Raw genomic sequence first — 20,729 nt, 5'->3', positions numbered from 1 at the left:
TAAAAGATTACGCCAGGTAAAACACTTCTTTCAGCTCGGCGCTCACCGGGCTGTTGTCCGGATTTGACGGCATCACGTCGCGCATGTGCTTCCACCAGCGCTGGCAGACATCGGTGTTCGCCACCGCGTTCCAGCGCTCCTCCGATTCAATCTCGACGGTCGCAAACAGCAGGTTACGGGCTTTATCGAGATAGATGGCGTAATGGTGCGCGCCGTGGTCTTTCAGCACCGACTCCAGCTCCGGCCAGATTGGCGTGTGGCGGCGCTCATATTCGTCGTGTGATTCCGGGTTCACCTGCATCACAAACGCTTTGCGGATCATAATGCCTCCAGATATAGCTCGCGTACGTCGTCGCGGCTGGCGGTGCGCGGGTTGCACGGCGCGCACGGGTCGGCGAGGGCTTTATCCAGCCAGCCTTCGATATCCGCTTTGGTCACGCCGAGCTGGCTAAAGCCTGATGGAATGCCGACGCGAGCGCTGAGATCGCGGATCGCCTGAATCGCCGACATACTTGCCGCCTCATCGCTCATGCCGCGCGTCTCGACGCCCATTGCCTGCGCCACGCGTGCAAAGCGAGCTACGGCGTTTGGACGGTTAAAGTTTTCGATGACCGGCAGCAGGATGGCGTTGCACACGCCGTGCGGCAGGTTATGCGTCGCGCCCGGCTGATGCGCCAGTGCGTGAACCAGACCCAGACCGGCGCTGTTAAACGCCATGCCTGCCAGATATTGACCGAAAGCCATCTGCTCACGCGCTTCCAGTCTATGCCCGTCGTCGACCGCTTTTGGCAGCCACAGAGCGATCAGGCGAATGGCTTCCAGCGCGTTGGCGTCAGTCAACGGATGTGCGCCGACGGAAACGTAGGCTTCGATGGCGTGCGTCAGCGCATCCATTCCGGTGGCCGCCGTGACGGAGGCCGGAATATCGAGCATTACGCTGGCATCATCCACGGCGATATCCGGGATGATGTTGGAATCGATAATCACCTCTTTAACCTGACGCTCGGAGTCAATAATCACCGCATTGCTGGTCATTTCCGCCGCTGTGCCTGCGGTGGTGTTGATCGCCACCAGCGGCACGCCCGGGTTTTTAACCTTGCCCACGCCGGAGTAGGCGGTGGACGGGCCAGGGTTGGCGGTGAGGATTTTAATCGCTTTGGCGGTATCAATCGGGCTACCGCCGCCGAAGGCCATCACGTAATCACATTCCGCGTCCTGATACGCGGCAAACCCTTTCTGCACCAGCGCTTCGGTTGGGTTCGGGAACACGTCGTCGAACAGGTGATACGACATCTGGTGTGCGTCCAGCGCGGTAAACAGGCTATCGAGCAGGCCCATTTTGACCAGCTGGCCGTCGGTCACAATCAGCGCTTTTCCCCACTGTTTGTCTGCCACCAGATTGACCATATCGCCGATTGCGCCCGCGCCGTGCAGGCTGATTTTTGGAAGCGCCAACATAAAGCTCATGATAATTCTCCTTAATATGATTTTGGGTAATCCGTTTCCCCTCACCCTAACCCTCTCCCATCCGGGGAGAGGGCAGGGGTGAGGGGCAATTTAAATCCGTCTTCGTTGCATCACCCGGCGCGTAATAATCGGCAGCGAAATAACCACAATCAGCATTGCGCCGATAATCACCGACATCACGATGCCGGGCACGTTAAGCAGGCTCAGGCCAAAGGTCACCAGTCCCATCAGGAAGGCGGCGATGATCACGCCCACCATGCTGCCGGACCCGCCGAGAATATTGATGCCGCCGAGCACCGCCATCGTCACCACCGCCAACTCCCAGCCCATTGCAATCGTCGGGCGCGTGCTGCCCAGACGTGAGGTGAGCAGCACCGAGGCCAGCCCGGACATCAGCCCCACCAGCGCGAATAGCAGCAGGTTATGGCGCTTGACGTTAATGCCGGAATACCACGCCCCGGTCGGGTTGTTACCGATGGCGTAGGTGCGGCGGCCAAAGTTAGTGCGGTGCAGCAAGAAGGCAAACAGCAATGCCAGCACGATAAACAGCGCGAACTCAAACGACAGCGCGCCCCAGACGTAGCCTTGCCCCAGCCAGGCGAAGCTTTCCGGATAGCTGTTTAGCGCCTGATCCCCCAGCAAAATGTAGGTAATGCCGCGATACAAACTCATGGTGCCGATGGTTATCACGATCGACGACAGATTAAAGCGGGTGACCAGCAGGCCGTTGAATAACCCGCACAGCAGCCCGACGCCTAATCCCACGCAGACCAGCAGCGGCGTATCGACGCCCGCCGCCGCGCAAAAGCCCATCACCGTGGAGCTGAGCGCAATCGTCGACGCCACCGACAGGTCGATTTCCCGGGCGATAATCAACATCGCCATCGGCAGCACGATGATCGCTTTTTCGGTGAAGTTAAACGTCGCGTCGGACAGGTTCCAGATATCGAGGAAATAGGGCGAGGCGAGGGCATTCACCCCAAACACCGCCAGCGTCACTGCCAGCAGGAAGCCTTCCCAGCACAGCAGGCGCTGGAAAATCCCCGTGGCGGCAGGCGCGTTTTTGATGGCTTCAGAGGCCATTATTTTGCTCATGAGTTCACCGCCTGTTTCTGACGTGCCAGCGCCGCATCGCGCAGAATTAACCGGCCTTTACGTTTGTTGCCGCGCTCGTTGAGCAGAACCGCAATCACGATCACCGTGCCGGAAATCGCCATCTGCCAGAAAGGAGACACGCCGATAACCGGCAGCGCGTTGTTAATTACGCCAAGGAACAGCGCCCCGAACAGGCAGCCCAACACGCGTCCAGTACCGCCCATGGTGCTGATCCCGCCAATCACGCAGGCGGCCACCACCTGCAATTCAAACCCGTTTGCGACGTCGACGTAGGCCACCGCAAAGCGCGAGATCCACAGATAGCCGCAGAACCCGGCCAGCGCGCCGGACAGGCAGAAGCTGACGAACTGCATTTTGCCCGCGTTGATTCCGGTGTAGTACGCCGCCGTGGCGTTGCCACCTGCGGTATAAAGCGCGCGCCCCGTGCGGCTGTAGCGCAGGAAATAGCCCACCAGCAGCAGAGCGGCAACTGCACACCAGCTCAGCACTGGCATCCCCAGCACCGACGCGCGCGGCAGTGCCAGAAAATCGCCGCCCATCTGGTTGGAGTTCACCCAGCCGCCGCCGGAGAGCAAAAAGATAATGCCGCGATAGATGCTCATGGTGCCTAAGGTCACCACAATCGCCGGGATGCCGAGCTTCCACACCAGCAGCCCGTTGATCGCCCCCATTAACAGGCCGAGCGCGGTCGCCAGAATCAGCAGCGCCCAGACCGGCACGTCGGGATAATGGAAGTTAATCAGCGCGACAATCATCCCGGTTAGCGCCAGGTTGGCCGCCATCGACAGGTCGATGCCTTTGGTCAGCAGCACCATCATTTGCCCGAGGGCGAGGATGATCAGAATGGCGGTGTCGTTAAACATCTCCACCAGATTGCCCGGTGCGATAAACGACGGCACGCGGCTGCCGATGGCGATTATCATCAGTAAGATGACCGCCCCAAGCAGCGCTTCGCGATGTTTTAGCAGTTGCTTTATCATTACGCGGCCTCCTGTTTGGCACCGCTGGCGGCGCTGACGATGGTTTCCGCCGTCGCTTCACCCGCCTGATATTCCGCCACCATCAGCCCTTCGTGCATGACGATAATGCGATCGGCCATGCCCATCACTTCCGGCAATTCCGACGACACCATAATCACCGCCAAACCCTGGCCGACCAGCTCGGACATAAACTGATGTACGGCTGCTTTTGAGCCAATATCGATGCCTTTTGTCGGCTCATCGAGGATGATCACGTCTGGATGGGTCGCCAGCCATTTGCCGATGACCACCTTTTGCTGATTGCCGCCGGACAGCGTTTCGACCGGCTGTTTCCAGCTAAAGGCCTTCACCTGCAGACGGGTTGCGTACTCATCCGCCAGCGCCCACTCGCGATCGTTATTCAGCACGCCGCTGGGGTTGAGCCTGCCAAGCTGCGGCAGGCTGATGTTCTGGGCAATCGGCAGTGCGATGATGGCCCCTTGCTTCTGCCGTTCTTCCGGCACGCAAACAATCCCCGCTTTGATGGCATCGGCAGGCTGGCGGAAGCGCTGCGCTTTGCCATTTAGCACGATCTCGCCAGAGGAGGGACGCGTCACGCCGGATAGCGCCTGCATCAGCTCGGTCCGTCCTGCACCGACCAGGCCGTAAAAACCGAGGATTTCGCCTTTACGCAGGGAGAAGGAGATATGCGCGAATTCGGTCGGGTGGCAGAGATCGTTGACCTCCAGCACCGTATCGCCTTTTTCGCAGTCGACTTTTGGGAAGGTCTGGGTGATGGCTCGCCCGACCATCATCGATACCATGCGTTCTTCGGTGATGTCACTCATCGCGCCTGCCCCCACGAACACGCCGTCGCGCAGGATGGTGTAGCGATCGGCCAGCTCAAAAATCTCGTCGAATTTGTGCGAGATAAACAGGATCGCTTTGCCTTCCTGCTTCAGGCGTTCGACGATGTGATAAAACTCGAGGATTTCGTGTTGCGACAGTGCGGCGGTTGGCTCGTCCAGGATCACCACCTGCGCTTCAAACGAGAGCGCGCGGGCAATAGCGACCATATGGCGCTGGGCGATACTCAACGTTTTCAGCGTTGCGCGCGGGTCAATCTGCACTTCCAGGCGCGTGAGGATCGCCTGCGCCCGGCGGTGCATCTCCGGCCAGTCGAGCTTTTTGAAAAAGCCTTTATGCAGATACTGGCCGACAAAAATGTTTTCAGTGACCGACAGCTCATCGAACAGCACGGTTTCCTGATGAATAGCAGTGATCCCGATTTTGTGCGCCGACTCCGGCGTCGGGAGGTGAATGGGGATGGATTTGTAGAGGATTTCGCCTTCTTCCGGCTGATAAATGCCGGTCATCACTTTGACCAGCGTAGATTTGCCCGCACCGTTTTCACCGATAAGCGCGGTGACTTTGCCGGGCCAAAGCTCAAGCTGCACGTTTTCCAGAGCGCGTACGCCCGGGAAAACTTTGGTGATGTCCTTGAGTTGAAGCAATGGGGTCATGATAGTTCTCCAAAGTATACCGTCTCCCCTCACCCTAACCCTCGCCCCTATGGGGAGAGGGGTTGGGGTGAGGGGTGAAGTGGTTAGAAGATCTTCGAGAACTTATCAATGTTGCTGGCATCGTACACAAACGGTTCGGCCATCGCGCCATTACCGTCAGCATCGAGCTTCACTTTGCCAAGTTTGCCCATGCTGGCTTCACCTTTGGTGGCGGTGCCTTTCACCAGGTCGTCGGCTAAATAAGTGGCGGCATAGCCCAAGTCAATCGGGTTCCAGATGGCGAAGCTTTTACTTGCTCCGGATTTCACCGCACCCGCCATTTCAGACGGCAGACCCAAACCGGTGACGTACACTTTGCCAATCTTGCCCTGATCCTTCACCGCCTGTGCAGCGGCCACGATGCCGACGGACGACGGAGAGACGATCACTTTTAAATCGGGATAGGTTTTCAGCAGGCCGACCGCTTCGCGGTAGCTTTTATCAGAGAGATCGTCGCCGTAGGCCACGGTCACGAGGTTGACGGACGGGTACTGTGGCAGCACCTTTTTCATCTCGGCAATCCAGGTGTTCTGGTTGGTCGAGGTCGGCGTGGCGCTCAGCACTGCCACATCGCCTTTTTCAACGTTCAATGTTTTCAGCGCGTCGGCGGCGAGCTTGACGTTGGTTTCGCCAATCAGTGCGTTATTGGATGGATTCAGGTGGATTTGACGGCCAGCTTTCGCCACGCCGGAATCCCACGACACCACTTTGATGCCGCGCTGCATCGCTTTTTTCAGCACCGGTACTAAAGCATCAGGATCGTTGGCAGAAATGGCGATCGCATCCACACCCTGGGCGATCAGTCCGTTCAGCACTTCGATCTGCGCTTCCGCAGTGGTGGTGGTCGGGCCGGTATAAATCACTTTTACATCGCCTAACTCTTTCGCGGCTTCCTGCGCGCCAACGTTCGCAGCCTCGAAGAATCCATTTCCGAGGGATTTCGCCACGAGGGCGATTTTGACTTCTGCTAGTGCGGAACCGGACAACGCCAGAGCGGCAACGGTGAGGATCAAGCTTGTCTTTATTTTCATTGCTTTTACTCCACTGAATAAGTGAGTTGTGTAGGGATTGCAGGTGGTTTTCGCCCCGTCTCATTGAGCGGGGCGCGATGTTTTTATAGGTACAAATCTAACGCCGACTGCATTGGGGTGACGCCAAAACGTTGACCCAACGCAATCAGTTCTTCTCGGGTGATGGTCTGCTTCATGCCGCCCATCGAATAGACTTTGACTAAGACTTCAGCCGATTTCTCGGCGGTGTCGATCAGGCCAAACGCTTCGTCCAGCGTCGGACCGCTGCCGAACACGCCGTGGAACGGCCACAGCACCAGCGAATGTTTTTGCATGTCCCGCGCGGTGGCTTCGCCGATTTCGTCGGTACCCGGCACCATCCACGGCAGAATGCCCACGCCGTCCGGGAACACCACCAGACATTCGGTGCTGCCTTCCCACAGTTTGCGGGTAATGAAATCAGCGCTGTTTTCCAGCACGTAGGTCAGCGCGATCAGGTTGGTGGCGTGGCAGTGCATGATCACGCGGTCTTTACCGTGGGTCGCTTTAATGCGCTCGCAGTGGGAAAGGAAGTGCGCCGGCAGTTCGGAAGTTGGCACCGCTTCGTTCGTTAGCCCCCAAAGAATGTGGTAGCCCGCGCCGTCGCTGTCCACTTTTACCACGCCTAAATTCGCGGCCGGGTCGAGCTGCACATTGCGGAAGAACTTGCCGGAACCGGTAACGATAAACGGCGTATTGGCGAGCATCGGCATCGGCTGGCTCAGCGCAATGTAGCGTGGCTTCTGGTGGAAATCGGCTTCGAACGGTGCAATATCCGCATCGTCGAGACGCAGCGTCAGGTTACCGCCGTTGCGCTCGTCCCAGCCTTTCAGCCAGGCGTCGGTGGTGGCTTTAATCATGCCCTGGACGAACCAGGAAGTCGTAATGGTTGGCATAGTGTTCATGTTCCTGTTAATTCGGAGAAGTTTGGCCCCCTCACCCCGGCCCTCTCCTATGGGGTGAGGGGTGAAGGGTAAAGGTTGTGTTACCCGCGCTTGCTCAACACGTCTTTCTCATATGCCCGCACGTTGTCCAGCCACTGGCTGCCCGCCGGGGCGTCGTTACGCTGGCAGTACATTTCCCACACGGCTTGCCACGGCAGGGATTTTTGCTCTTCCAGCAGGGCCAGACGCGCGGTGTAGTCGCCATCGGCCTCCAGCTGTTTCAATGCGGAGACGGGCTCCAGCAGGGCGCGCAGCAGGGCTTTTTTCATGTTGCGCGTGCCGATGACCCAGGCCGCGATGCGGTTGATGGAGGCATCAAAGAAGTCGAGGCCAATGTGTACGCGGTCGAACAAATCGTGACGGATGATTTCGCTGGCGATGGCCTGGGTTTCGTCATCCAGCAGCACCACGTGGTCGCTGTCCCAACGCACCGGACGGCTCACGTGCAGCAGCAGGCGCGGCACGTACAGCATGGCGGCGGAGATTTTGTCGGAGATCACTTCTGTTGGATGGAAGTGGCCCGCGTCCAGGCACAGCGCGGTCTGGCGGCTGGTGGCGTAACCCATATAAAACTCGTTGGAGCCGACGGTGTAGCTTTCGGCACCGATGCCGAACAGCTTGCTCTCTACCGCGTCAATGTGATGGGCCGGATCGAGTTTTTCGCTGATGACCTCATCGAGCGCGTCCAGCAGGCGCTGGCGCGGGGCCAGACGGTCGACGGTAATGTCCTTCATGCCGTCCGGGATCCAGATATTCATCACCGATGGGGTGCCGAGCTGTTCGCCAAAGTAGGCTGATACGCGGCGGCTGGCCTTCACGTGATCGATCCAGAACTGGCGGATTTCCGGGTCGGCGTGGGAAAGGGTAAACCCGTCAGCACTCAGTGGATGTGAGAAGCAGGACGGGTTGAAATCCAGACCCAGCTTGTTGGCTTTTGCCCACTCGACCCAGTTCTTAAAGTGTTCTGGTTTGATTTCATTACGCGCGACCGGCTCGTCGGCCTCGTGGTAAATCGCGTGCAGGTTCAGGCGTTTTGGGCCGGGGATCAGGCTCAGCGCCAGCTCAAGATCGGCGCGGAGTTCGGTGGCGTTACGCGCTTTGCCAGGATAGTTACCGGTGGCCTGAATACCGCCCGTAAGCGCCCCGCCCGTGTTTTCGAAGCCTGCGACGTCATCGCCCTGCCAGCAGTGCATTGAGACGGGCAGACGGTCTAGCTGACGCAGCGCCTCCTCGACATCCACGCCTACGGTGGCGAAACGCTGTTTAGCCAGTTCCCAGGCTTGTTCAAGTTGAGTGGTCATGCGCAAAGCTCCTTTGTCAGTCGTTTTTGCAGAAACTGCGCCCGATAGCGGGCAATTTCATGGCAGGAATGAGGGGTAAACGTGGTCAGCGCAGAGTTGTTGGTGACCAGGGTGCGGAAATCGTCGACGTTGGACAGCTCGTCCAGCGTCATCAGTTGAATGCCGATGTTGCCGAGCGTGGAGGCCTCAATCGGCCCTGCAACTACGGTGATCCCGCAGGCGTCGGCGCACAGCTGGTTAAGTAAGTGGTTCTGGCCGCCGCCGCCCACGATATGCAACTGGCTGAACGGTTTGCCGCGCAGTTCCGCCAGCTCGCTCAGCACGTCGGCATAGAGCAGGGCGAGGCTGTCGAAGATGCAGCGCGCCAGCTCGGCGGCGGTGTTCGGTATTGGCTGCGCGGTGTCCCGGCAGGCGGCCTGGATTTCGGCGCTCATATTGGTCGGGTTGATAAAGCGATCGTCGTTCGGGTTAATCACAAAACGGCACGCTTTTAGCGTTTCTGTGTCGGCAATCAGCGCCGACAGGTCGGTAATGTTTTGTTCTTTCAATACGCGCTGGAGCAGCCACAGGCCCATGATGTTTTTCAGCACCCGATAGCGGCCTTCTGCGCCGCCTTCGTTGGTGATATTGGCCGCCAGGGCTTTATCGCTGGTGTACGGCGTTTTGCTCTCAAAGCCCATCAGCGACCAGGTTCCGGACGAAAGATAGGCGGCGTCTTTGTCGGCCAGCGGAGAAGCAATCACCGCGCTGGCGGTGTCGTGACTGGCAACGGCAACCACCGGGATGTGATTACCCAGCGGGCAAATCCAGTGACCGATCACATTGCCGGGATGCGTCGGTGTGCCGAACCAGTCGCGTGAGGCACCGGTCCAGTTGAGCAGGTTTTCATCCCAGTTATCTGAGTTGATATTCACCAGTTGGGTGGTGGTGGCGTTGGTGTATTCCCAGTTGAGGTTGCCCGTCAGGCGATAGCTGAAGTAGTCCGGGATCAACAGGGCGTGGGCGACGTTCGCGGCCAGTTCTGGCTGTTGTTCCATGAGCGCGCGCAGCTGATACAGCGTGTTGAATGGTAAAAATTGAATGCCGCTACGCCCGTAAATCTCCGCTTTGCCGAGCTGTTCCATCGCCCGCGCCATCACGCCGTCGGTGCGGTTATCCCGATAGGAGACCGGCAGGCCAACGCGCGCACCGTGGCGGTCCAGCAGGACATAATCCACACCCCAGGTATCAATCCCGATACTGTCGATAAGAATGCCTTCGTCGCACACGTTGGTCAGGCCGGTGCGGATTTCTGCTTCCAGGCTGTCGATATCCCAGATATCTACGCCGTCCTGCTTTTGCAGGCAGTTAACGAAGCGGTGGATTTCGCGAAGCGAGAGTGCGCGCTGTTCAGGGGCGTAGCTTGCCAGCATTACGCGGCCGCTGGACGCGCCTAAATCGACAGCCACACAATGGCGAAGAGTCATGTTCCGGTCCTTCATTGAGTCATTACCGAAGAGTGTAAGAAAAGGAACAAAAACCGACCTTCTCGCCACTGACAGCCAAAATCGGCGGCTGGCAAGAATTCAAAGATGAACGTGAGGGAGTTCACAATTTCCAGTAATAGCGGGGGTTTCAGGCCATGTGACGGTTGCCTCATTTCCCGATCTTTCCGCTCGTTTCTTGAAAAACCGACAGGCTTTGCGCGCTTTGCTGTCGAAAATTTAAGGTGAGAACCACGTCTCTTAATTACTATTTTGAGAACATTTCTCATCGGTGGTGGCCTTTATGACCGTACTGCACAGCGTGGATTTTTTCCCTTCGGGTCGTTCGTCGGTTGCGATTGAGCCACGGCTTCCTCAAGCCGCTTTCCCGGAACATCACCATGATTTTCATGAGATTGTGATTGTGGAACACGGCACCGGGATTCACGTATTTAACGGCCAGCCGTACACCATCAGCGGTGGAACGGTCTGTTTTGTGCGTGACCACGACCGGCACTTGTATGAACACACCGATAATCTGTGCCTGACCAACGTGCTCTATCGTTCGCCGGATGCGTTCCAGTTTCTGTCGGGGCTAAACCAACTGCTGCCGCAGGAAAAGGACGGGCATTATCCGTCGCACTGGCGGGTGAATCAGGCCACGCTCCAGCAGGTGCGACAGCTTGTGGGCCAGATGGAGCAGTCTGAAGACAACACCGAAACCCATGCGCTGGCGACCCGCGAACTGATGTTTATGCAACTGCTGGTTCTGCTGCGTCGGAGCAGCCTGGTCGAAGGGTTAGAGAATAACGATGCGCGGCTCAACCAGCTGATTGCCTGGCTGGAGGACCACTTTGCGGAAGAGGTGTGCTGGGAGACGCTGGCGGAGGGTTTTTCGCTTTCGCTGCGGACCTTGCATCGCCAGCTCAAGCAGCAGACGGGCTTAACGCCGCAGCGCTATTTAAACCGCCTGCGGCTGATCAAAGCTCGTCATCTGCTGCGCCACACTGATGAAAGCGTGACGGATATTGCTTATCGCTGCGGGTTTGGCGACAGTAACCACTTTTCGACGCTATTTCGCCGCGAGTTTAGCTGGTCGCCGCGCGACATTCGTCAGGGAAGAGATGCGTCGCTTCAGTAACGCGAGGGTAATCACCGTTTTTTTGCTGCAAAACGGCTAATAATGTCCGGTTATTTGCCGCTGAGGTGTGCTGTGGGCGTTCCGTTAGTGCTTCGCAAAGCTGATTTTTTTGCCAACGCCGGACAGGCTGTCGCGGTGGCGGATCGCTATCCGCAAAATGTCTTTGCCGAACATACCCATGAATTTTGCGAACTGGTGCTGGTGTGGCGCGGCAACGGCCTGCACGTCCTCAACGACCGTCCTTATCGCATCACGCGCGGCGATCTGTTTTACATCCGCGCCGAAGATAAACACTCTTACGCGTCGGTAAACGATCTGGTGCTCCAGAATGTGATTTATTGCCCGGAAAGGCTGAAGCTCAATATTGACTGGGCGGCCACGATTCCAGGGCTGAATAACGCACACGGCACGCCGCACTGGCGCTTGAGCAGTAACGGCATGGCGCAGGTCCGACCGGTCATCACCCAGCTTGAGCAGGAGAGCCAAAAAGCCGATCCGCTGGCGAACGACATGGCGGAACTGCTGTTTGCCCAATTAGTGATGACGCTGAAACGCTACCGTTACGCCATTGATAACGCGTGCGCGAACGAGCAGGAAGCGCTGCTCGATAAACTGATCACCACCCTGGCAGGCAGCCTTAACCGCAGCTTTGTGCTGGAGAAATTTTGCGAACAGGAGCAGTGCAGCGAGCGGACGTTACGCCAGCAGTTTCGCACGCAGACGGGCATGACGGTGAACCACTATTTGCGCCAGCTGCGGATCTGCCACGCGCAATATTTGCTGCAACATACGGAGCTGATGGTGAGTGAGGTGGCGATGCGCTGCGGCTTTGAGGACAGTAACTATTTTTCTGTGGTGTTTAACCGTGAGCTGGGGATGACGCCGGTTCAGTGGCGTCATCGTAGTCGAAAAGCCGCGTAATCAGCTCGCCATGCCGAGACCGACAATGTTGGCGGCAATAATAATCACCACGCAGCCCAGGCTCAGCACGCCGACCGGACGACGCCCGGCGTTCTTCCACTCCTTCAGCACCAGCCCAACCAACCCGCCGCACAGCACGTAGAAGCTCATGTGCAGCATCCAGCTCATGTAGTCATACTGTGGCGGAATACTGGCGTGGCCCCAGGCGTAAAAGAAGAACTGCAAATACCACATCAGGCCACCGAGCGCCGAGAGCAGCACGTTGGTGATGATTAAGGATTTTGCCACCGAGAAGTCGGCTTTTACCGACAGGTTCTTCACTTTTGCCAGACGAATGATGCAGAAACCAAGGTTAACTAACGCCCCGCCGCCCATGATCACCACGTAGCTCGGGAGCGCGACGTAAAGCGGGTCAACGCCCAGCGCGGCGGCGGCTTCGTGCATTGGTTTGGCGGCGTTCATCGCAAACGACATGCCTGCCGAGAAAATACCGCACATGACCGCCAGCACCAGGCCTTTCTTCAGATTGAAGTCTTCTGCCTTGATGCCCATTTTGCGCTCTTTCAACTGGCCTGCGCGGGTGACAATCCCCACGCCAATCACCGCAACCAGCACGCCCAACAGCGTCATCCGCCCGCCCTGGGTGTTAATCAGCACGTCGAAGTTACCGTTCAGGATTGGCGTCATCAGCGTGCCGACAATCAGCGTAATCCCGATGGCGATCCCAATACCCATCGACATGCCGAGATAGCGCATGGTGAGGCCGTAGTTGATATTACCGATGCCCCACATCGCGCCAAACAAAAAGACTGGCAGCAGCGTGGAGGCGCTAAAAGAGGAGAAATATCCCCAAAAATCAGGGAGGAGTAGGGCGCTGACCGTCCAGGGCAGAATAAGCCACGAAACAGTACCGCCGACGGACCACATGGTTTCCCATGACCAATGTTTTACCTTTTTAAACGGGGCATAGAAACAGGCTGCACTGGCTGCGCCTATCAAATGCCAGAAAATACCCATCGTAATCGCATGATTCATTTTTACATCCTCATCGTTTTTATAGGTCGTTGGCTTCCCTCCGACCCGATGAGTGTAAAAATTAAGCGGTGAGCGAACCTTCAGAAGGTTGCCGTACTTTTCGTGTGAATGGCAGTCAGCACGTTAACCGCGTGAGCAGACTCACAATTTCTTGAATGGTACAAAAAGTTATAACCTTATAAAAACTACGGCATTGATAATCATTTTCAATATCATTTAATTAACTATAATGAACCAACTGCTTACGCGGCATTAACAGCTGTGCCGCCCGACAATAATGGAGAGGATTATGAGTTATACACTGCCATCCCTGCCGTATGCCTATGACGCACTGGAACCGCATTTCGACAAGCAGACGATGGAAATCCATCACACTAAACACCACCAGGCTTATGTAAACAACGCGAACGCTGCGCTGGAAAGCCTGCCAGAATTCGCTAATCTGCCGGTTGAAGAGCTGATCGCAAAACTGGACCAGCTGCCAGCAGACAAGAAAACCGTACTGCGCAACAACGCGGGCGGTCACGCTAACCACAGCCTGTTCTGGAAAGGCCTGAAAACCGGTACCACCCTGCAGGGCGACCTGAAAGCGGCTATCGAGCGCGACTTCGGTTCTGTAGATAACTTCAAAGCAGAATTTGAAAAAGCGGCTGCGACCCGTTTCGGCTCTGGCTGGGCGTGGCTGGTACTGAAAGGCGACAAGCTGGCCGTGGTATCCACCGCGAACCAGGATTCCCCGCTGATGGGTGAAGCGGTTTCTGGCGTGTCTGGTTTCCCAATTGTGGGCCTGGACGTGTGGGAACACGCGTACTACCTGAAATTTCAGAACCGTCGCCCGGACTACATCAAAGCCTTCTGGGACGTAGTGAACTGGGACGAAGCAGCAGCACGTTTCGCCGCTAAAAAATAAGGTTGCATTGCCGCCTGTGAGAAGCGAGTCTGATGACTCGCTTTTTTTGTATCTGTAAAAAGGAGTCACGATACATGCGCTATCCGGTAAACGTGTTTACAGGCAAGGTCAGGGACTACGACGGCAGCCGACCGAGCGCCATCGCTAAAATCCAGGTAGACGGCGAGCTCACGCTAACCGACCGTGGGCTTGTGGGCGATGAGCAGGCTGAAAAGAAAATCCACGGCGGGCCTGAGCGCGCGCTGTGCCACTATCCGCGCGAGCATTATCTTCACTGGGCGCGTGAATTCCCCGAGCAGGCAGAGTGGTTTGTTGCGCCTGCGTTTGGCGAGAATCTTTCGACCCAGGGGATGACCGAAGAAAGCGTCTTTATCGGCGATATCTATCGCTGGGGCGAGACGCTGATTCAGGTGACGCAGCCGCGTTCTCCTTGCTTCAAGCTTAACTTCCATTTTGGTATCAGCGATATGTCTGCGCAGATGCAAAAAGCCGGGAAAACCGGCTGGCTGTATCGTGTGGTGCTTGGCGGGAAGGTTTCAGCGGATGCACCGCTGGAGCTGGCGTCGCGCCTGAGCGATGTCTCGGTGTACGAGGCCTGTGCAATTGCCTGGCATATGCCGTTTGATGACGATCAGTATCGTCGTTTACTGTCGGTGGCGGGGTTATCGACGAGCTGGACGAGAACGATGCAAAAGCGGCGGATAAGCCGGGAGATCGAGGATAATTCGCGGAGATTGTGGGGGAAATAGGGGCAATCCTTACCCCTCACCCTAACCCTCTCCCCATAGGGGAGAGGGAATACTACGAACGTTTATACAACGGCAACCAGAGCGTTAACCGCAAGCCACCCAGCGGGCTGTCGTCGGCTTTCACCCAGCCGCGATGCTGCTGAATAGCGGTTTCAACAATCGCCAGTCCAAGCCCCGTGCCACCTGACTCGCGATCGCGGGCTTCGTCAGTACGGTAAAATGGACGGAAAATCTGTTCGCGGTCTTCCGGGCTGACGCCAGGACCGTCGTCATCCACGTTGATGGTGACACCATCTTTATCGACCGAGAACGCCACCTCAATCTTCGTGTGCGAGTAGCGCAGGGCGTTACGTACGATATTCTCCAGCGCGCTTTCCAGCGTGTTGGGGTTACCGTACAGCGGCCATGGCCCCGGCGGGAAGTTCACGGTGAACGATTTACCCATTTGCTCGGCTTCAAACGCGGCGTTGTCCAGCACCTCATGCCACAGGTGATTGGCTTTCACCGTTTCGCTCACCAGCGCATTTTTCTGCTGATTGCGCGACATCACCAGCAGATCGTTGATCATGCTGTCCAGACGATGCGCCTCCATCTCAATACGCTCCAGCTCTTTGCTTTCGCCACTGCGGCGACGCAGCAGAGCGGTACCTAACTGCAAACGTGTCAGCGGCGTGCGCAGCTCGTGCGAGATGTCCGACAGCAAACGTTGCTGTGTGGTCATCATCCGTTCGAGTGCCGTTACCATCTGGTTAAAGCTGGCTCCGGCGGCCAGGAATTCTTGCGGTCCGGCTTCCAGTTCTGGATGCTGGCGCAGATTGCCCTGTGCCACTTCATCGGCGGCGTTTTTCAGCTTACGTGCGGGTTTCGCCAGGCTCCACGCCAGCCATAACAGCAGCGGTGAACTCAGCAACATCGTGACAATCAGCAACAGCAGCGGACGGTCAAACAGTAGGTTGATAAAGTCGGTCTGGGAACTGCTTGCCGGTCGAATCAGATAGAGTTGGTAATTATCTTCCCCATCCTTGATGGAGAATGGCCCGACCATTTCTACCCGACCGTACTTTTTCTTCTGCGGATGATCGGCGTTATCTGCCTGACCAATAAAGTTACGAATAACCTGCATTTCATTGCGTTCCGCACCGATCACGCGCCCTTCGCTGGTGACCAGCAGCAGGCGTTGTCCGGGCGGTGCCCACTTGTCGATAGCGCGAAACAGCCTGCGCCACCACATCAAATCATTGGGCGGATCGTTTGCCAGTTCTGCTTCTACGTGCTGTTCGATCATCACGCCCTGACGTTGCTCGCTGTCGAGAAGCTCCGTCATCTGGCGTGAGTCGAGTTTTGGCAACATCAAAACCAACATTAAAACCAGTGCCAGCGTCAGCCAAAAAATGGCGAAGATGCGGGCGGTTAAGCTGCCTATCATGAAGCGGAAACCATCAGATAACCGCGACCACGTAGGGTTTTAAACCATGGGTGACCGTCTTTGCGCTCCGGCAGCTTACGGCGCAGGTTAGAGATGTGCATGTCGATAGCGCGGTCAAACGGCGTAAGACGTTTACCCAGCACTTCCTGGCTTAAATGTTCACGCGATACCACCTGGCCGAGATGCTGCGCCAGCAGATAAAGCAGGGTGAACTCGGTGCCGGTTAATTCCAGCGTCACGCCATCAAAGCTCGCTTCCTGACGACCCGGGTTCAGGCTCAGAGAGTCCACTTCCAGCGTCGGAGAACTGTTGTCGCTGTTCTGCTGCTGCTCGCTCCAGTGGGAACGACGCAGGATGGCGCGAATACGGGCAACCAGTTCACGATCGTTAAACGGTTTAGGTAAATAGTCATCGGCACCCAGCTCAAGGCCGAGTACGCGATCCAGTTCGCTGCCGCGTGCGGTCAGCATAATCACAGGTGTCTGGTGTGTCTGGCGTAACTCTTTGAGCGTATCGATACCGTTTTTCTTCGGCATCATTACGTCGAGCAAAAGTAAATCGATGCTGTCGTCAAGGAGACTTAGCGCCTGTTCCCCATCATGGGCAACAAGAACGTCGAAACCTTCCATGTCGAGCAATTCCTTTAAAAGGGAAGTGAGCTCTCGGTCATCATCTACTAACAGGATTTTATTCATTGTTTAAATACCTCCGAGGCAGAAATTACGACATCAAGGCTATCTAATCCATGACTTTACGTTGTTTTACACCCCCTGACGCATGTTTGCAGCCCGTATCGTAATCTGTCTTCGTTGAATCGCGATACCAAATAATGTGGGAGCAAGTGATGCGCAAAGTTACCGCTGCCGTCATGGCCTCAACACTGGCGTTTAGTACTCTAAGCCAGGCTGCTGGAGTCATCACCGGCGATAACGGGTCCTCAGCAGAGGGCATTACGCAGCAAAGTGTTCAGGGCCACATGTTTGACGGCATAAGTTTAACCGAACATCAGCGTCAACAGCTGAGAGATCTGATGCACAGGGCACGACACGATCGACTCCCTGTTAATGTTAGCGAAATGGAGACAATGCATCGCCTTGTCACCGCAGAAAATTTTGACGAAAGCGCAGTGCGCGATCAGGCAGAAAAGATGGCACAGGAGCAGGTTGCTCGCCAGGTCGAAATGGCCAGAGTTCGCAACCAAATGTACCATCTGTTATCGCCCGAGCAGCAAGCGGTTTTGAACCAGAAACACCAGCAACGAATGGACCAGTTGCGTGAAGTTGCAAAGATGCAGCAAAGCTCCGAGATGAAGATTTTCAGTAGCAATACCCGAAGTCCCCAGTAGACCCTGTTTTTCCTTGCCATAGACACCATCCCTGTCTTCCCCCACATGATGTGGGGGTTTTTTTTGCCCTTCATTCAAGTTTGTTAACCGTTTATTCATCCTTTGACTCCTGATGCATCCGTTATACTAGCGGCAGGGCATGACGGGAGTGTTTATGAATCAATCCTATGGACGGCTGGTTAGCCGTGCCGCAATCGCTGCGACGGTCATGGCGTCGTGTTTACTGATCATTAAAATTTTCGCATGGTGGTACACCGGTTCCGTCAGTATTCTGGCCGCGCTGGTAGATTCGCTTGTCGATATCGCCGCTTCGCTGACCAATCTGCTGGTGGTGCGTTACTCTCTTCAACCCGCTGATGAAGAGCACACGTTTGGTCATGGCAAAGCGGAATCGCTGGCGGCGCTGGCGCAAAGCATGTTTATTTCTGGCTCCGCGCTGTTCCTCTTTTTGACCGGTATTCAGCATTTGGCTTCGCCGACGCCAATGAAAGATCCCGGCGTCGGTGTCATTGTGACCATTATCGCGCTTATAAGCACAATCGTTCTTGTAACGTTCCAGCGCTGGGTGGTTCGCAAAACGCAAAGCCAGGCGGTACGGGCAGATATGCTTCATTATCAGTCTGATGTTATGATGAATGGTGCGATTCTTATTGCGCTAGGACTGGCCTGGTATGGCTGGCATCGCGCCGACGCGTTATTTGCGTTAGGGATTGGGATCTATATTTTATATAGCGCCCTGCGTATGGGGTATGAAGCGGTGCAATCGCTTCTGGACCGCGCGCTTCCTGATGCAGAACGTCTCGAAATCTTTGAAATTGTGACCTCCTGGCCCGGCGTCAGCGGCGCTCACGATCTTCGTACGCGGCAGTCAGGGCCGACCCGCTTTATTCAGATTCATTTAGAAATGGAAGATAATTTGCCGCTCGTTCAGGCTCACTTAGTGGCTGAACAGGTTGAGCAGGCAATTCTGCGACGTTTTCCGGGTTCTGATGTGATTATCCATCAGGATCCCTGTTCCGTTGTTCCCAAGGAAGGCAAAGGACATTTTGAGCTTTCGTAATTCGTTGTAAAAAAGTGAGCCAGGCCAGCATTTTGTGGATAAATTACCACCATTAGGGCTGACCTGAATCAATTCAGCTGGAAGTGGTTGATATACTATTTGCAGTATTGGTTGGTTGAATAGACGTCTTCCGGCAACAGATTTCATTTTGCATTCCTAAGTTCAGAGGTAGTCATGATTAAGAAAATCGGTGTGTTGACAAGCGGCGGTGATGCGCCAGGCATGAACGCGGCAATTCGTGGGGTTGTTCGTGCAGCGTTGACGGAAGGTCTGGAAATTTTTGGCGTATACGACGGCTACCTGGGTCTGTATGAAGACCGTATGGTTCAGCTCGATCGCTACAGCGTATCTGACATGATTAACCGTGGTGGTACCTTCCTGGGTTCCGCGCGCTTCCCGGAATTCCGCGAAGAGCACATCCGCCAGGTAGCTATCGAAAACATGAAGAAACGCGGCCTGGACGCGCTCGTCGTTATCGGCGGTGACGGTTCTTATATGGGCGCAAAACGTCTGACTGAAATGGGCTTCCCCTGTATCGGTCTGCCAGGCACCATCGACAACGACATCAAAGGCACCGATTACACCATCGGCTTCTTTACCGCGTTGGGTACTGTTGTTGAAGCGATTGACCGTTTGCGTGACACCTCTTCTTCTCACCAGCGTATCTCCATCGTTGAAGTGATGGGCCGCTATTGTGGCGATCTGACTCTGGCGGCGGCCATTGCAGGCGGCTGTGAGTTTATCGTGGTGCCAGAAGTCGAATTCAGTCGTGAAGACCTGGTTAACGAAATCAAAGCCGGTATCGCGAAAGGTAAGAAACACGCCATCGTCGCCATTACCGAGCACATCTGCGATGTGGACGAGCTGGCGAAGTACATCGAAACCGAAACCAAACGCGAAACGCGTGCGACCGTACTGGGCCATATCCAGCGCGGTGGTTCCCCTGGTCCTTACGACCGTATCCTCGCCTCCCGTATGGGCGCTTACGCTATCGATCTGCTGTTGCAGGGTCACGGCGGTCGCTGCGTCGGTATTCAGAACGAAAAACTGGTTCACCATGACATCGTTGACGCCATTGAAAGCATGAAGCGTCCGTTCAAAGGTGACTGGCTGGACTGCGCGAAAAAACTGTACTAATCCCTCTCGCCCTCTTCTCAACGGAGAGGGCTTTTTATTCCACTCAGTTATAGCCAATCTTTTTTTATTCTTTAATCATTGGTTCGCTTTCTGTCACGCTGCATTCATCAAAACACTACATAAGAGAGCTGGGCGATGAATAAATGGGGCGTGGGCTTAACGTTATTGCTGGCATCGACCAGCGTTCTGGCTAAAGACATCCAGTTACTGAACGTGTCGTACGATCCGACGCGTGAGCTTTACGATCAATACAACAAGGCTTTTGCGGCGCACTGGAAGCAGGAAACCGGCGATAACGTCGTGATTCGTCAGTCGCACGGCGGCTCCGGTAAACAGGCGACGTCCGTCATCAACGGTATTGAAGCCGATGTGGTAACACTGGCGCTGGCCTACGACGTGGATGCCATTGCTGAGCGTGGCCGTATTGATAAAAACTGGATTAAACGCCTGCCGGATAACTCCGCGCCGTACACGTCCACCATCGTTTTCCTGGTGCGCAAAGGCAACCCGAAACAAATTCATGACTGGAACGATCTGATTAAACCGGGCGTTTCCGTGATCACGCCGAATCCGAAAAGCTCCGGCGGCGCACGCTGGAACTATCTGGCGGCCTGGGGCTATGCGCTGCACCATAACAACGGTGACCAGGCGAAAGCACAGGAGTTCGTCAAATCACTGTTCAAAAACGTTGAGGTACTCGACTCTGGCGCTCGCGGTGCAACCAATACGTTCGTCGAACGCGGTATCGGTGACGTGCTGATTGCGTGGGAAAACGAAGCCCTGCTGGCAACTCATGAACTGGACAAAGACAAGTTCGAAATCGTCACGCCGAGCGAATCTATCCTCGCGGAGCCAACCGTTTCTATCGTCGACAAAGTCGTCGAGAAGAAAGACACCAAAACGGTGGCAGAAGCCTACCTGAAATATCTCTACTCTCCAGAAGGCCAGGAAATCGCCGCGAAGAATTTCTATCGTCCGCGCGACCCGGCTGTGGCGAAGAAATATGACAGCGCGTTCCCGAAACTGAAGCTGTTCACCATTGACGAAGAGTTTGGCGGCTGGGCGAAAGCGCAGAAAGAGCACTTCTCAAACGGCGGTACTTTCGACCAGATCAGCAAACGTTAAGCGATTTAAAAAGCATGAT

20 protein-coding genes are annotated in these 20,729 nt (G+C 55.9%); 8 read left to right on the top strand and 12 right to left on the bottom strand.

The features are described from left to right. Positions 1-7: 7 nt before the first annotated feature. From rhaM to rhaB, 9 genes are all read right to left on the bottom strand, one after another. Positions 8-322, bottom strand: coding sequence for an L-rhamnose mutarotase (rhaM, locus tag AC6EMZ_RS20810; protein ID WP_498404729.1), 315 nt, complete (start codon positions 320-322; stop codon positions 8-10). Then, the gene (gene fucO, locus AC6EMZ_RS20805; protein ID WP_498404727.1) at positions 319-1,467 is read right to left on the bottom strand and encodes a lactaldehyde reductase; all 1,149 of its coding nucleotides are present in this window, start codon (positions 1,465-1,467) and stop codon (positions 319-321) included. Before fucO ends, rhaM begins: the two co-directional genes overlap by 4 nt. A 90-nt stretch (positions 1,468-1,557) precedes the next feature. Next, positions 1,558-2,562: an ABC transporter permease gene (locus tag AC6EMZ_RS20800; RefSeq protein ID WP_498404726.1), complete on the bottom strand. Its 1,005-nt coding sequence runs from the start codon at positions 2,560-2,562 to the stop codon at positions 1,558-1,560. Next, on the bottom strand, positions 2,559-3,563 hold the full coding sequence (locus tag AC6EMZ_RS20795; protein ID WP_498404725.1) for an ABC transporter permease: 1,005 nt from the start codon (positions 3,561-3,563) through the stop codon (positions 2,559-2,561). The genes AC6EMZ_RS20800 and AC6EMZ_RS20795 overlap by 4 nt, the downstream gene beginning before the upstream one ends. Then, positions 3,563-5,065 carry a sugar ABC transporter ATP-binding protein gene (locus AC6EMZ_RS20790; protein WP_498404724.1) on the bottom strand — a complete coding sequence of 501 codons (1,503 nt, stop codon included), beginning with the start codon at positions 5,063-5,065 and terminating at the stop codon, positions 3,563-3,565. Before AC6EMZ_RS20790 ends, AC6EMZ_RS20795 begins: the two co-directional genes overlap by 1 nt. A gap of 83 nt (positions 5,066-5,148) precedes the next feature. Then, the gene (gene rhaS / locus AC6EMZ_RS20785; RefSeq protein ID WP_498404723.1) at positions 5,149-6,135 is read right to left on the bottom strand and encodes a rhamnose ABC transporter substrate-binding protein; all 987 of its coding nucleotides are present in this window, start codon (positions 6,133-6,135) and stop codon (positions 5,149-5,151) included. 83 nt (positions 6,136-6,218) lie between these two features. Further along, the gene (rhaD, locus tag AC6EMZ_RS20780) at positions 6,219-7,049 is read right to left on the bottom strand and encodes a rhamnulose-1-phosphate aldolase (RefSeq protein ID WP_498404722.1); all 831 of its coding nucleotides are present in this window, start codon (positions 7,047-7,049) and stop codon (positions 6,219-6,221) included. A gap of 89 nt (positions 7,050-7,138) precedes the next feature. Beyond that, the gene (gene rhaA, locus AC6EMZ_RS20775) at positions 7,139-8,398 is read right to left on the bottom strand and encodes an L-rhamnose isomerase (protein WP_498404721.1); all 1,260 of its coding nucleotides are present in this window, start codon (positions 8,396-8,398) and stop codon (positions 7,139-7,141) included. Further along, complete coding sequence (gene rhaB / locus AC6EMZ_RS20770) at positions 8,395-9,864, bottom strand: rhamnulokinase (protein ID WP_498404720.1); 1,470 nt, start codon at positions 9,862-9,864, stop codon at positions 8,395-8,397. The genes rhaA and rhaB overlap by 4 nt, the downstream gene beginning before the upstream one ends. Before the next feature lie 301 nt (positions 9,865-10,165). Here rhaB and rhaS (AC6EMZ_RS20765) point away from each other — a divergent pair, with 301 nt between their 5' ends. Beyond that, entirely contained in the window at positions 10,166-11,002 is an 837-nt protein-coding gene (gene rhaS / locus AC6EMZ_RS20765) for an HTH-type transcriptional activator RhaS (RefSeq protein WP_498404719.1), read from the top strand. Between the two features lie 72 nt (positions 11,003-11,074). After that, positions 11,075-11,923: an HTH-type transcriptional activator RhaR gene (gene rhaR / locus AC6EMZ_RS20760; protein WP_498404717.1), complete on the top strand. Its 849-nt coding sequence runs from the start codon at positions 11,075-11,077 to the stop codon at positions 11,921-11,923. Here rhaR and rhaT read toward each other — a convergent pair whose 3' ends face one another. Continuing rightward, on the bottom strand, positions 11,924-12,958 hold the full coding sequence (gene rhaT, locus AC6EMZ_RS20755) for an L-rhamnose/proton symporter RhaT (RefSeq protein ID WP_498404716.1): 1,035 nt from the start codon (positions 12,956-12,958) through the stop codon (positions 11,924-11,926). Between the two features lie 289 nt (positions 12,959-13,247). Between rhaT and sodA the strand changes: the two genes are divergently transcribed. Together sodA and yiiM are read left to right on the top strand one after the other, a co-directional pair. After that, positions 13,248-13,868: a superoxide dismutase [Mn] gene (gene sodA, locus AC6EMZ_RS20750; protein WP_498404715.1), complete on the top strand. Its 621-nt coding sequence runs from the start codon at positions 13,248-13,250 to the stop codon at positions 13,866-13,868. 74 nt (positions 13,869-13,942) lie between these two features. Further along, on the top strand, positions 13,943-14,617 hold the full coding sequence (gene yiiM / locus AC6EMZ_RS20745) for a 6-hydroxyaminopurine reductase (RefSeq protein ID WP_498404714.1): 675 nt from the start codon (positions 13,943-13,945) through the stop codon (positions 14,615-14,617). Between the two features lie 52 nt (positions 14,618-14,669). On the opposite strand, the gene cpxA is transcribed toward yiiM, so the two are convergent. Both cpxA and cpxR read right to left on the bottom strand, forming a co-directional pair. Then, positions 14,670-16,043 carry an envelope stress sensor histidine kinase CpxA gene (cpxA, locus tag AC6EMZ_RS20740; protein WP_498404713.1) on the bottom strand — a complete coding sequence of 458 codons (1,374 nt, stop codon included), beginning with the start codon at positions 16,041-16,043 and terminating at the stop codon, positions 14,670-14,672. Then, positions 16,040-16,738 carry an envelope stress response regulator transcription factor CpxR gene (gene cpxR, locus AC6EMZ_RS20735; RefSeq protein WP_498404712.1) on the bottom strand — a complete coding sequence of 233 codons (699 nt, stop codon included), beginning with the start codon at positions 16,736-16,738 and terminating at the stop codon, positions 16,040-16,042. Before cpxR ends, cpxA begins: the two co-directional genes overlap by 4 nt. A gap of 149 nt (positions 16,739-16,887) precedes the next feature. Between cpxR and cpxP the strand changes: the two genes are divergently transcribed. From cpxP to AC6EMZ_RS20715, 4 genes are all read left to right on the top strand, one after another. Further along, a complete protein-coding gene (cpxP, locus tag AC6EMZ_RS20730) occupies positions 16,888-17,388 on the top strand; it encodes a cell-envelope stress modulator CpxP (protein WP_498404711.1) in 501 nt (166 codons plus the stop codon). A 154-nt stretch (positions 17,389-17,542) separates the two neighbouring features. Further along, positions 17,543-18,448 (top strand): CDF family cation-efflux transporter FieF, encoded by a 906-nt coding sequence (fieF, locus tag AC6EMZ_RS20725; RefSeq protein WP_498404710.1) that lies wholly within the window; start codon positions 17,543-17,545, stop codon positions 18,446-18,448. A 174-nt stretch (positions 18,449-18,622) separates the two neighbouring features. Then, positions 18,623-19,585, top strand: a complete 963-nt coding sequence (gene pfkA / locus AC6EMZ_RS20720; RefSeq protein WP_015961015.1) for a 6-phosphofructokinase — start codon at positions 18,623-18,625, stop codon at positions 19,583-19,585. 135 nt (positions 19,586-19,720) lie between these two features. Continuing rightward, positions 19,721-20,710: a sulfate ABC transporter substrate-binding protein gene (locus AC6EMZ_RS20715; protein ID WP_498404709.1), complete on the top strand. Its 990-nt coding sequence runs from the start codon at positions 19,721-19,723 to the stop codon at positions 20,708-20,710. Positions 20,711-20,729: the final 19 nt, after the last annotated feature.

It is taken from the genome of Enterobacter sp. SCRI0065 (assembly GCF_059766475.1).
This window is presented reverse-complemented; position numbering and strand designations above follow the sequence as displayed.

Excerpts from the sequence above, each read along its gene's own strand:
- AC6EMZ_RS20790 (WP_498404724.1), bottom strand. The coding sequence starts at position 5,065 with ATGACCCCATTGCTTCAACTCAAGGACATCACCAAAGTTTTCCCGGGC.
- AC6EMZ_RS20800 (WP_498404726.1), bottom strand. The coding sequence starts at position 2,562 with ATGAGCAAAATAATGGCCTCTGAAGCCATCAAAAACGCGCCTGCCGCC.
- AC6EMZ_RS20715 (WP_498404709.1), top strand. The coding sequence starts at position 19,721 with ATGAATAAATGGGGCGTGGGCTTAACGTTATTGCTGGCATCGACCAGC.
- rhaT (WP_498404716.1), bottom strand. The coding sequence starts at position 12,958 with ATGAATCATGCGATTACGATGGGTATTTTCTGGCATTTGATAGGCGCA.
- yiiM (WP_498404714.1), top strand. The coding sequence starts at position 13,943 with ATGCGCTATCCGGTAAACGTGTTTACAGGCAAGGTCAGGGACTACGAC.
- rhaS (WP_498404723.1), bottom strand. The coding sequence starts at position 6,135 with ATGAAAATAAAGACAAGCTTGATCCTCACCGTTGCCGCTCTGGCGTTG.
- AC6EMZ_RS20795 (WP_498404725.1), bottom strand. The coding sequence starts at position 3,563 with ATGATAAAGCAACTGCTAAAACATCGCGAAGCGCTGCTTGGGGCGGTC.
- pfkA (WP_015961015.1), top strand. The coding sequence starts at position 18,623 with ATGATTAAGAAAATCGGTGTGTTGACAAGCGGCGGTGATGCGCCAGGC.
- rhaD (WP_498404722.1), bottom strand. The coding sequence starts at position 7,049 with ATGCCAACCATTACGACTTCCTGGTTCGTCCAGGGCATGATTAAAGCC.
- rhaS (WP_498404719.1), top strand. The coding sequence starts at position 10,166 with ATGACCGTACTGCACAGCGTGGATTTTTTCCCTTCGGGTCGTTCGTCG.
- cpxP (WP_498404711.1), top strand. The coding sequence starts at position 16,888 with ATGCGCAAAGTTACCGCTGCCGTCATGGCCTCAACACTGGCGTTTAGT.
- rhaB (WP_498404720.1), bottom strand. The coding sequence starts at position 9,864 with ATGACTCTTCGCCATTGTGTGGCTGTCGATTTAGGCGCGTCCAGCGGC.
- fucO (WP_498404727.1), bottom strand. The coding sequence starts at position 1,467 with ATGAGCTTTATGTTGGCGCTTCCAAAAATCAGCCTGCACGGCGCGGGC.
- rhaA (WP_498404721.1), bottom strand. The coding sequence starts at position 8,398 with ATGACCACTCAACTTGAACAAGCCTGGGAACTGGCTAAACAGCGTTTC.
- cpxR (WP_498404712.1), bottom strand. The coding sequence starts at position 16,738 with ATGAATAAAATCCTGTTAGTAGATGATGACCGAGAGCTCACTTCCCTT.
- sodA (WP_498404715.1), top strand. The coding sequence starts at position 13,248 with ATGAGTTATACACTGCCATCCCTGCCGTATGCCTATGACGCACTGGAA.
- cpxA (WP_498404713.1), bottom strand. The coding sequence starts at position 16,043 with ATGATAGGCAGCTTAACCGCCCGCATCTTCGCCATTTTTTGGCTGACG.
- rhaM (WP_498404729.1), bottom strand. The coding sequence starts at position 322 with ATGATCCGCAAAGCGTTTGTGATGCAGGTGAACCCGGAATCACACGAC.
- fieF (WP_498404710.1), top strand. The coding sequence starts at position 17,543 with ATGAATCAATCCTATGGACGGCTGGTTAGCCGTGCCGCAATCGCTGCG.